The 8,687-nt window shown below is 66.2% G+C and carries 15 protein-coding genes; 7 read left to right on the top strand and 8 right to left on the bottom strand.

Features of this window, described 5'->3' with window-relative positions; genetic code table 11:
* Positions 1-37: 37 nt before the first annotated feature.
* Positions 38-481 carry a type II toxin-antitoxin system RelE/ParE family toxin gene (locus tag NLX86_RS13420; RefSeq protein ID WP_308409592.1) on the bottom strand — a complete coding sequence of 148 codons (444 nt, stop codon included), beginning with the start codon at positions 479-481 and terminating at the stop codon, positions 38-40.
* Positions 482-612: 131 nt separating this feature from the next.
* Positions 613-1,110 carry an ATP-binding protein gene (locus tag NLX86_RS13415; RefSeq protein ID WP_254371874.1) on the bottom strand — a complete coding sequence of 166 codons (498 nt, stop codon included), beginning with the start codon at positions 1,108-1,110 and terminating at the stop codon, positions 613-615.
* 285 nt (positions 1,111-1,395) lie between these two features.
* Here NLX86_RS13415 and NLX86_RS13410 point away from each other — a divergent pair, with 285 nt between their 5' ends.
* From NLX86_RS13410 to NLX86_RS13380, 7 genes are all read left to right on the top strand, one after another.
* Positions 1,396-2,247 carry a helix-turn-helix transcriptional regulator gene (locus NLX86_RS13410; RefSeq protein ID WP_254371873.1) on the top strand — a complete coding sequence of 284 codons (852 nt, stop codon included), beginning with the start codon at positions 1,396-1,398 and terminating at the stop codon, positions 2,245-2,247.
* Positions 2,248-2,260: 13 nt separating this feature from the next.
* The gene (locus NLX86_RS13405) at positions 2,261-2,452 is read left to right on the top strand and encodes a hypothetical protein (RefSeq protein ID WP_254371872.1); all 192 of its coding nucleotides are present in this window, start codon (positions 2,261-2,263) and stop codon (positions 2,450-2,452) included.
* Positions 2,453-2,494: 42 nt separating this feature from the next.
* On the top strand, positions 2,495-2,734 hold the full coding sequence (locus NLX86_RS13400) for a type II toxin-antitoxin system VapB family antitoxin (protein ID WP_254371871.1): 240 nt from the start codon (positions 2,495-2,497) through the stop codon (positions 2,732-2,734).
* 76 nt (positions 2,735-2,810) lie between these two features.
* Entirely contained in the window at positions 2,811-3,137 is a 327-nt protein-coding gene (locus NLX86_RS13395) for a VapC toxin family PIN domain ribonuclease (RefSeq protein WP_254371870.1), read from the top strand.
* Positions 3,138-3,144: 7 nt separating this feature from the next.
* Positions 3,145-3,336 carry a hypothetical protein gene (locus tag NLX86_RS13390; protein ID WP_254371869.1) on the top strand — a complete coding sequence of 64 codons (192 nt, stop codon included), beginning with the start codon at positions 3,145-3,147 and terminating at the stop codon, positions 3,334-3,336.
* 89 nt (positions 3,337-3,425) lie between these two features.
* On the top strand, positions 3,426-3,755 hold the full coding sequence (locus tag NLX86_RS13385; protein ID WP_254371868.1) for a hypothetical protein: 330 nt from the start codon (positions 3,426-3,428) through the stop codon (positions 3,753-3,755).
* Positions 3,731-4,147, top strand: a complete 417-nt coding sequence (locus NLX86_RS13380; protein ID WP_254371867.1) for a PIN domain-containing protein — start codon at positions 3,731-3,733, stop codon at positions 4,145-4,147. Before NLX86_RS13385 ends, NLX86_RS13380 begins: the two co-directional genes overlap by 25 nt.
* Before the next feature lie 64 nt (positions 4,148-4,211).
* On the opposite strand, the gene NLX86_RS13375 is transcribed toward NLX86_RS13380, so the two are convergent.
* The 6 genes from NLX86_RS13375 to NLX86_RS13350 form a co-directional block, all read right to left on the bottom strand.
* Positions 4,212-4,805 (bottom strand): OmpA family protein, encoded by a 594-nt coding sequence (locus NLX86_RS13375; protein WP_254371903.1) that lies wholly within the window; start codon positions 4,803-4,805, stop codon positions 4,212-4,214.
* A gap of 71 nt (positions 4,806-4,876) precedes the next feature.
* The gene (locus tag NLX86_RS13370) at positions 4,877-5,419 is read right to left on the bottom strand and encodes a hypothetical protein (protein ID WP_254371902.1); all 543 of its coding nucleotides are present in this window, start codon (positions 5,417-5,419) and stop codon (positions 4,877-4,879) included.
* 82 nt (positions 5,420-5,501) lie between these two features.
* A complete protein-coding gene (locus NLX86_RS13365) occupies positions 5,502-6,140 on the bottom strand; it encodes a pilus assembly protein TadG-related protein (protein WP_308409590.1) in 639 nt (212 codons plus the stop codon).
* A complete protein-coding gene (locus NLX86_RS13360; protein WP_374213875.1) occupies positions 6,137-6,385 on the bottom strand; it encodes a hypothetical protein in 249 nt (82 codons plus the stop codon). The genes NLX86_RS13365 and NLX86_RS13360 overlap by 4 nt, the downstream gene beginning before the upstream one ends.
* Positions 6,386-6,543: 158 nt before the next feature.
* Entirely contained in the window at positions 6,544-7,338 is a 795-nt protein-coding gene (locus NLX86_RS13355) for a response regulator transcription factor (protein WP_254371866.1), read from the bottom strand.
* A gap of 28 nt (positions 7,339-7,366) precedes the next feature.
* The gene (locus NLX86_RS13350) at positions 7,367-8,674 is read right to left on the bottom strand and encodes a sensor histidine kinase (protein WP_254371899.1); all 1,308 of its coding nucleotides are present in this window, start codon (positions 8,672-8,674) and stop codon (positions 7,367-7,369) included.
* Between the last annotated feature and the right edge of the window lie 13 nt (positions 8,675-8,687).

Here is an 8,687-nt window from a genome sequence, read left to right as displayed (position 1 = left end):
CGCGACCGTAATGACACTCACCAAAATGCACTATCACTCACAAGAGTGGTCTTACGAGACAACAGGTCCCAACCCCTCGGTGATCTTCCTTTCGCGAGCCAGCTTCCAGCGTGCGTGGTTCACAGCTCCTCCTGGACATCGCGGGTGAACACTCGGTGCGCGGGACCATGCGTCTCTTCACAATGCATCCGGACCTGCTTGGCACGCTTGACCTCCGCGTCCTCGCGCATCTTCGACTTTCGGAAGACGTTGAGCAGAACGATCCGTTTTCCAGGAGCCAGCCAGGAGCCAGCCAGTACGTCACGCGTATGGCATTGCCGTCAGGGCTGAACCTCAGCTCAGGGACACCATCACCAAGGTTACGGGAGTGCGGCTCGCCAAGCGTGGTCGGATACGCCGCGAGAAGCTCGGCCTTCTCCTCTGCTTGGCGATAGTGCTGTGCGGACAGAGTCTCCAGCCAGAGCCGCACTTCGTGCTCCATCTCGATGTCATACGACTCGCTCATACGGAAAGCCGAGGGAGGCCAGTGATGACGGGCACGAGGCTTGTCTCGCTGATCACCCGAACAGGTGGCCCGGCCGCCGGCCGGACGCACGGGGGTGGGGGCGCCACTCAGGGCCGCGCGCCGTAGGCGGTGGCCCCTGCGTGCGGGAGTACGGCCCACATCCGGGTGCCGCCGCCCGGTTCGCGGGCGTCACCGAAGCCCCAATCACCGTCGCAGGCGCGCACGACACAGGCGAGCAGCCGCAGGGCGGACCGCCGGCGGGCGTCACAGGCGGCGGCGAGGCGGGGGTGGGTGTGGCGGGGGTGGCCGTCGTAGAGGATCACGCGCAGGGCGTTGTCGCGGTACCGGAGGGAGAGGTACACCTCGTCCGACGCGGTGAACCGGCATGCTGCGGTCGTGAGTTCGCTGACCACCTGGAGGGCGGGGTCGGTGAGCGCGCGCAGGCCGTGCGTGTCGAGCACCACGCGCGCGGCGGCGCGGGCGATCGCGGCACTGACCGCCGCGGCGGGGAGGGTGAGGCTGTACATGAGGGTGTCGGGGGCTGGTGGGGTGGCGGGGAAGTCTGCGGCGTCCGGACACGTGGTGAAGCTCGCTGTTGCGGTCACGAGGAACTCCTACTGGGGATGGAGGTGTTGACTCCTGTCCATACGTACGCAGCGGCGGGCAGTGGCTTGTCTCCCTGGCACGAGACCGCCCCTCCCAGGGGAGGAGGCTGCGGGCAGGCTCGCGCGATGCACTTCCAACTCGCCTTGCGTGAGTGGTGCGTTACTCAATGTACCGACGTGGGGGCACTCGTGTCCCTGAATCTGGAGGCAATTACCTCACAGAGTGGACTGGCGCAGGCGTACGACGGCAGACTGGGCCCGACCATCCGCCCGAGAAGGGGCAGCATGCCGACGCGACCCACCCCCACGGAACGTCAGAAGCGACTGGGCACCGAGCTCCGGAAGATGCGTACGGCCGCAGGAGCGACAACCGAGTACGCCGCAGGGCTCCTCGGCCTGGACCGGACGAAGATCTCCAATATGGAGTCGGGTATCCGCCCCATCAGCGCCGATCGCGTACGGACGTTGGCCAGCAACTACGAGTGTGCTGACAGCGCCTACATTGACGCTCTGGCCGATATTGCCGAGAACCGTGAGCGCGGTTGGTGGGAGCAGTACCGAGGCACACTACCGCCCGGACTACTGGACATCGCGGAGCTTGAGTGGCACGCAGCTCGCCTGCGCACCGCACAGACCGTGCACCTTCCTGGCCTTCTCCACACGGACGACTATGCGCGGGCAATCTTCAGCGCAGTTCTCCCGCCACTCTCCCGTCTGGAGGTCGAACTGCGCGTAACTCACCGCATGCAGCGCCAGCAAGTCTTCGAGCGGGAGGCGCCACTCGACTACGTGGGTTACATCCACGAGGCAGCGCTACGGATGCAGTTCGGCGGCCGCAAGGTGACGCGGGTGCAACTCGACCACCTCTGTGCCGCTTCGGATCACAAACGAATCGAGCTGAGGGTCATCCCGGTCGATCGCGGCGCCTTCCCTGGCGCCGGCCACGCCCTGCTCTACGCGGAGGCAGCCGTCGCCCAACTCGACACCGTGCAGCTCGACTCCGCCCACGGCCCCGAGTTCATGAACGCAGACAGCCAGCTCACCAAGTACCGGTCGCACCTGGAGTGGATGGACCAGACAGCGCTCCCCTCCGGGGAATCGAGGGACTTCATCTACGGCATCGCTCGACAGCTCTAAAGGGGAGGACGACATGACAAAGATCATCTGGGAAGACGCGTTCTGCGGCGAAGGAAACAACTGCTTCCGGCTCGGCACCGACGCCGACGGCAACGGCTACATCTCCGTCCTTGGCGAGGAGGACCGTTACATCAAGGACAGCCGCGACGCCCTGCGGAACCTGATCCGCGAGATCAAGGCCGGCAAGGCCGACCACCTGCTGTAGGCGCTGCAGGCAGCCACGTATATACGGACCCTGGGGGTCTCCATGTCTCGCGCTGTGACCGATCTGGACGACGAAGCCCTGAACGAAGCCGCCCGGCACCTGGGCACCACCACCAAGAAGGACACCATTAACGCCGCACTGCGCGAGGTCGTTGATCGGCGTCGCAGAGCGGCCGCCGTGGAACGCATGCGCCAGATGGTCACTGAGGGCGAGATCGACTTTTCGTCCATCGAATCCGACGGTGAGCCTGTCCGTGACAAGAAGGGGAAGTCCGCCGCGTGAGCGAAGCGTTCCTCATCGACACCAGGCACGCATCCACTCCTACCGACGCCAAAGCAGTCCGGCATGGGATCAGCTCGTGGTCGCAAGGCTTGTCGGCCTGTGCGAACTCGTGCGGCAGGGATACCTGCGAGCCGTCGGCGGTCGCCCGGCCTACTACGAGGCAGAGGGGCTCCCGGGGGAGACGTTCCCCCACTACCCCATGCGTGACTCGGTCTGGGAGGAGACCGCCGCGTTGCAGCAGAGACTTGCGGACAAGGGTTGGCATCAATGCGCAAGCCCGGTCGACCTTCTCGCGGCGCTCACTACCCAGCACCACAAGCTCACCGTCCTGCACCAGGACCCGGACTTCGAGACAATCGCTCGCATCACAGGCCAGCCCGTCCGGCTGATCGCCGAGAGGTAGGACCGCTATGCAGGAGATTCGCTGGGAAGACCCTCTCTGCGCCGAAGGAAACAATTGCTTCCGGCTCGGCACGGACGCTGACGGCAACGGCTACATCGCCGTCCTCGGCGAGGAGGACCGTCACCTCACGAACAGCCGCGACGCCCTGCGGAACCTGATCCGCGAGATCAAGGCTGGCAAGGCGGACCACCTGCTGTAGGGCGAGGGGCGCCGGGGCGCGCCTGGTCCGCACGCGAGATGACATTGACCCCCGCTCCGATTGCCACGAGGTTTGCTACCCTGTCCCCCATGGACTCCTCTTCCTCATATCAGTCGGACGAAGGCCCAGCTCAGAAGGTCAGCGTTTCCATGCCCGCAGGACGCATCGCGGCGGTGAAGGCACGCGTCGGCGCGAGGGGCTTTTCCGCGTACATCAGCGCCGCCGTGGAGCGACAGATACAGCGTGACCTGCTGGAAGAGCTGCTTCAAGCGAATGAAGCCGAAACTGGACCAATTCCTCAGGAGATGCACGACCGAGCCGCTCAGGCATTTCGCAGCGCCGAGGCGCTGGCCGCGCAGGAGCACGCAGATGAGGCGGGGCAGGGTGAAGACGCATGGCACGGCCGCGAGGCCAGTTGAGCAACGGCGTCCTGCTCCTCGACAGCGAAGGCCTCAGCAAGGCCGTCAGTGCCGACCGAGCGGTGACGGCCTTCATCCGGGCAGCACAGTCCAATGACACGCTGGTCGCCGTCAGCGACCTGACACTCATTGAGGCCTGGCACGCAAAGGTTCGGATGGATCGCTTCCGTTGGTACGTCTCCAGGCTGGAGGTTCTTCCTGTCACGGAAGCAATCACCTGGCGCGCCATCGAGTTGCTGAGCGACGCCGGACTGCACGGGCACAAGTACGCCATCGACGCCGTCGTCGCCGCAACGGCGCTCGGCTACGCGGGTCCGCGTATCATCCTCACCTCCGACGTCGACGACATGAACAAACTGTGCGGCACAAAGGCCCAGGTCGAGCGGGTCTGACGGCGGCACATCGCGTCCGGGCCTGACCGCATGGGCAGATCAGCACGGCCCGGCGCATGGGTGTTCAGTTCTGGGAGGTCTCGCCGCGCGGGAAGGAGACCTCCACGCGGCGGTTCTTCTTCCGGCCCTCTTCGCTGTTGTTGTCGGCAATGGGGTACTGCTCGCCGTAGCCGCGCACCTCGTAGGTGATGCCGGCGTCGTTGAGCGCCTGGGTCAGCACCCCGTGCACGGCGTCGGCGCGCTGCTTCGAGAGCACGTCGCCGTGGGCGGACGAGCCGAGGTTGTCGGTGAAGCCGAAGACGCGGATCTTCTTGGCGTCCTGCTTCTTGATCTCGTCGGCGATGGCCTGGATCCGGGCGGTGGCAGCGCTGCTGAGCTTGGCACTGTCCTTGGGGAACAGCACCTCTGCTTGGAGCGCGAGCTTGATGTCGGCGTTGGTGTCTTCGCGACGCTCCTCGCCGCCGAGGTCTTCGACTACCTGCTTGATGTCGAGGACCTTGGGGGGCGCGAGAGTTGCTCCGTCCGGCAGCTTGAGGCCCGGCGCGTTGCCGTCCACCTCGACCGGGGGTTCGGCGGAAGCTTCGGTGCCAGGGGGAACACTGGGTTGCTCATCGGCGTTGGCCTGGGACGCAGTGGGTAGGTGGATGGCCGCGAGCATCACAAAGGTGGCGAGAGTCAGCCTGCCGCGCGGCTTCGCGATGTACACATGAGTACCAGTCATGTCGGCACTCACGCAGCGATCTTCAGCGTCGCGGTTGGAAACGTCGGGAGGGAGAATTCGACCTCCGAGGTCCCCTCCGGAGGCGCAGGGAACTGCATGAAGACAGGAATCGATTCACCTGGCTTGATCGGGTTGATGCCATTGGTGCAAAGGCAGCGACCATCCGTGTCACGGAGGATGTAGTAGCGCTTCTTGCCCACATCGTCGACCAGCGTGGCACCGGCTACCGAGTTTCCGTTCTTGCGCACAACTTCAGTTTCAGTCCCCCTCCATGGGAAGTTGTTCACAAAGATCTCGGTGCCTTGATTCTTAATCTGCCCACTGACTGTCACGAAGCCACCGGGGTCCCGCTCGACGGCGTTGATAGTGAGCAGGACATTGCCCGCACCCTTGAGTTCAGCCAACTTCACGTTCGGATCGGGCTGGTCATCGACCGGGGTGTTGTCCGACTGCTTGCCCGTGTCCGTAGAAGGTGCGGACGAGGTGCTGGACTCTGGCTTCTTCTCGTCTCCACCGCAGCCGGCCACGGCGAGGGACAATGCAGCTGCCATGGCCAACCCTACTGCTCCCCTTTGGGCCTTCGTAGTGTGCCGAATACTCATGAGTGCCGGTTCCTTTGCTTGTCGTTCGCTGTCAGTCGGCCAGACGCACGGAGAAGAGGAATTTCCCAAGGTCGGTCCAGGAGATCGGATCCAAGGGATCAAACTCCACTGTCTCGCCCCCGTCGCACCTGAACTCGACCGGCGTCCGCTCTTCACCGCTCTCGTCGTCACCAGGCGGCTGATCGTTGCCAGGGACGGGACGTGGCAGCAAGTCGCAACGTGGTTCGATCACGGCCGTCGCTGAAGCGGCAGCGTGCCGATCCTCAGTGCCGGGGATCACCGAATTGCCCACCGTGTAATTGGTCTCGATCTCAACCGTGAACTCATTCGCCAGCGTTGGGGGCAGACATTCGACGACCGTCGAGTCGTTACTGGCCGCGAGATCAGCAGCCCGTCCACAGGCCCCAGTCAGGTCGAACCCGTTGCCATCGAGCAGGTCCTCCCACCCCTCAGGATCGAGGCGTTCAAGGTCGAAACCTGGGATCAAGTTACTGCGCGCTTCCTGCGCCGCCGCGAGCGCGGCCGCGTCGGCCGCTCCCTGCGCACCGTTCCGTGTCGCTGAAGCCTGACCGACCGCAAAGAAGGCGAGCGCAACAAAGAGCAGGCCCGCCACCATCATGATGTAGATGGGGAAGGCCTGCCCTTGGTCGCAGCGAAGACGCCTGATCACTCGCCTGCGGTGATCGTGGCGACGAGCCCCGCGATACGTGCCTGAATCGCCCCGCCAATTCCCGTAGCCGCGATACCACCAATGATCGCCACCACCACCAAGATAATCCCCAGGTACTCGAACGCCGTCTGGCCGCGGTCCTTCGCTTCGTACCGCTTCTGGATCCTCGTGATCGCCGTGTTGGCCCAGCCGTTCACGCGGACATTCGTGTCGACGGTTGCCTTCAGCATCGGGTTGTTCGACATGGGAATCTCCTCCGGGTCCGGCCGACCGGCGAGCGATCAGCGCGCAAGTCTCATCAGCAGCCAAGGCGTTACGAGCAACGTACGCCCGAACGACCGGAGCGCCAGAGGGCCCCAGGGCCCAATGCGAGGCCCAAAGCCATCCGTGGGTCCTCCCCCGCTCAGTCATGGCTGCCGCCCGTGCCGTGGACCGTGCCCAGCCAGACCGCTATCGCCTCGCTGCGGCTGGCGCTGTGGAGCTTGGCGAAGATGCGGTTGATGTGGTTCTTCACGGTCTTCTCGCTGATGAAGCAAGTGGCGGCGATCTGCAGGTTGTTCATCCCTGACGCGATCAGGTCCATTACCTCCACCTCCCTCGAACTGAGCCCGAAGTGAGACTGTCCCACACCGCGTTGCGTGTGCGAAGTGTTTTGACTCGGATTGAATGAAGTCGGTGCGTGCCGCGCCGGCAAGCCGTGTGCAGTCGCACCTGGTCGGCCCAGTCCGGCCCCTCCCTCGCGTACCTGCGCGAGCAGCGCGTTCGCGGCCGTGGCCGTGAAGTGGGCGCGGCCCGCCCGTATGTCATGTACCGCGCCGACGAGTTGGTCGGCCGTGAACTCGCCGTGGACCAGGTATCCGCCCGCGCCCAGCCGCAGCGCCTCGCGCACGATCTCGCTCTCGCGGCTGTACGTCAGCATCATCACCGGTGCCACCTGGACCAGGTACGGCAGCGCGGATATGCCGTCGACGCCGGGCATGCGGACATCGAGCAGCACCACGTCCGGCCGGAGCTGCTGTGTCATCCGGAGCGCCTCGCGGCCGTCCGCGGCCTCGGCGACCACCTGGATGTCGTCGCGGCCACCGAGCAGGACGGTGAGTCCTGCACGTACGACCGGGTTGTCGTCGGCGACTACGACGCGAAGGGGCGCCTGGCTGAAGGGATCGGGAAACGCGGTGAACGGCGTCTCTTCCGGCATGGTGCGGCCTCCTCTCGGAAAGGTCGGGTCAGGTCGGGTCAGGTTGTGTGTCTGCGGCGGCCCCGCCCGGGGTCAGGGCCGCGACCGGGAGGTCGAGCCGTACCTCCGTGCCGGACGTGGTGCGGCCCCGGCCGATGCGGATGCGGGCGCCTATGCCGGCGGCCCGTTCGACCATGCCGACGAGGCCGAAGTGCCCGGCCCGGCGGAGTTCGTCGAGCGTGGTGCCGGGCGGCAGGCCGCGGCCGTTGTCGCGGATGCTGATCCGGAGCATGCCGTCGAGGATTCCGGCCTCGACGGTCACGTGGGTGGCGTGGGCGTGGCGGTGGGCGTTCTCCAGGGCTTCCGCGGCCACGGTCAGGAGCTGGCGGGCCACCGCGTGAGGGATGGCCGGGGCCGGCGCCGGGCCCAGCGGGCGGAAGTCGGCGGGGATGCCCGTACGGGCAGTGAAGTCGCGTACCTGCGCCGTCAGTTCGTCGGCGACGAGTACCCCCGTCGTGTCGAGGTCGCCCTCGCGGCGCAGGTCCGCCAGCAGCTCGCGTGATTCGGAGGCAGCCCGCCGGGCGGACCGTGCGACCAGCTCGGCCTGGTGCTTGAGCGTGCTCGGGTCCATCCGGTCGGCCGAGGAGGCGAGTCCGTCGGCGGCGAGCGCCACGCCGTGCAGGGTCTTGGCGACCGAGTCGTGCATCTCACGCGCCAGGCGCGCTCGCTCGTCCGCGACCGCCTCGGACACGGCGAGGCGGGCACGCGTCTCGGTCAGGGCCTGGCTCGCCGTACCGAAGCGGAACATCAGGTTGCGCAGGGTCACGCCCACCGCTCCCGCGATGATGCAGAAGCCGGGGAGCATCAGCGCGCTGGAGGCTGATGCTTCGAGCTTCGGGTCGACGGCGTAGACCCCGGCGAGGATCAGCGCCTGAAGAGCGGCGAAGTACGCCGCGCCACGCCAGCCGTAGACCAGTCCGGCCAGGAGTGGGGTGCAGACGGTGACGTATCCCAGGGTCGATTCCGGCGTGGCGGTGAGGAGCAGCAGGCTGCTGAAGACCATGTCGACGGCGAGCAGCCAGGGGTGCCGCAGCAGCAGCGGCCCAAAGCGCTCCCAGTCCCGGAAGAGGACGTACGAGCCCATGAACGTGATCACCACCGCGCCGCCCACCAGCCAGGTGGCGAGGCCGCGCTCGGTCCCTTCCAGGGCGAAGGGCGTGCCGATCCCGATCATCGCCAGCCGGAAGCCGAAGACCTGCCGGCACATGGCTTGCAGGGCGTTCACCTGGAGCGGTAGGGCCGGGAGCGGCAGGGCCGGGAGTGCTTCCCGCCGTCCGCCGTCCGCGCGAGTGGTCATCACCTCGCCGCGC

Origin of the sequence: Streptomyces sp. A3M-1-3, assembly GCF_024213665.1 — a bacterium.
Classification (GTDB): Bacteria; Actinomycetota; Actinomycetes; order Streptomycetales; family Streptomycetaceae; genus Streptomyces.
The sequence above is the reverse complement of the archived record's forward strand: the minus strand, read 5'-3'. Positions and strand labels throughout refer to the sequence as shown.

Bases quoted from the DNA above. Each gene is read 5' to 3' on its own strand.
- NLX86_RS13360 (WP_374213875.1), bottom strand. From the start codon at position 6,385: ATGTCGAACAACCCGATGCTGAAGGCAACCGTCGACACGAATGTCCGC.
- NLX86_RS13355 (WP_254371866.1), bottom strand. From the start codon at position 7,338: ATGCCGGAAGAGACGCCGTTCACCGCGTTTCCCGATCCCTTCAGCCAG.
- NLX86_RS13410 (WP_254371873.1), top strand. From the start codon at position 1,396: ATGCCGACGCGACCCACCCCCACGGAACGTCAGAAGCGACTGGGCACC.
- NLX86_RS13350 (WP_254371899.1), bottom strand. From the start codon at position 8,674: ATGACCACTCGCGCGGACGGCGGACGGCGGGAAGCACTCCCGGCCCTG.
- NLX86_RS13390 (WP_254371869.1), top strand. From the start codon at position 3,145: ATGCAGGAGATTCGCTGGGAAGACCCTCTCTGCGCCGAAGGAAACAAT.
- NLX86_RS13370 (WP_254371902.1), bottom strand. From the start codon at position 5,419: ATGGCAGCTGCATTGTCCCTCGCCGTGGCCGGCTGCGGTGGAGACGAG.
- NLX86_RS13385 (WP_254371868.1), top strand. From the start codon at position 3,426: ATGGACTCCTCTTCCTCATATCAGTCGGACGAAGGCCCAGCTCAGAAG.
- NLX86_RS13380 (WP_254371867.1), top strand. From the start codon at position 3,731: ATGGCACGGCCGCGAGGCCAGTTGAGCAACGGCGTCCTGCTCCTCGAC.
- NLX86_RS13375 (WP_254371903.1), bottom strand. From the start codon at position 4,805: ATGCTCGCGGCCATCCACCTACCCACTGCGTCCCAGGCCAACGCCGAT.
- NLX86_RS13420 (WP_308409592.1), bottom strand. From the start codon at position 481: ATGGAGCACGAAGTGCGGCTCTGGCTGGAGACTCTGTCCGCACAGCAC.
- NLX86_RS13400 (WP_254371871.1), top strand. From the start codon at position 2,495: ATGTCTCGCGCTGTGACCGATCTGGACGACGAAGCCCTGAACGAAGCC.
- NLX86_RS13405 (WP_254371872.1), top strand. From the start codon at position 2,261: ATGACAAAGATCATCTGGGAAGACGCGTTCTGCGGCGAAGGAAACAAC.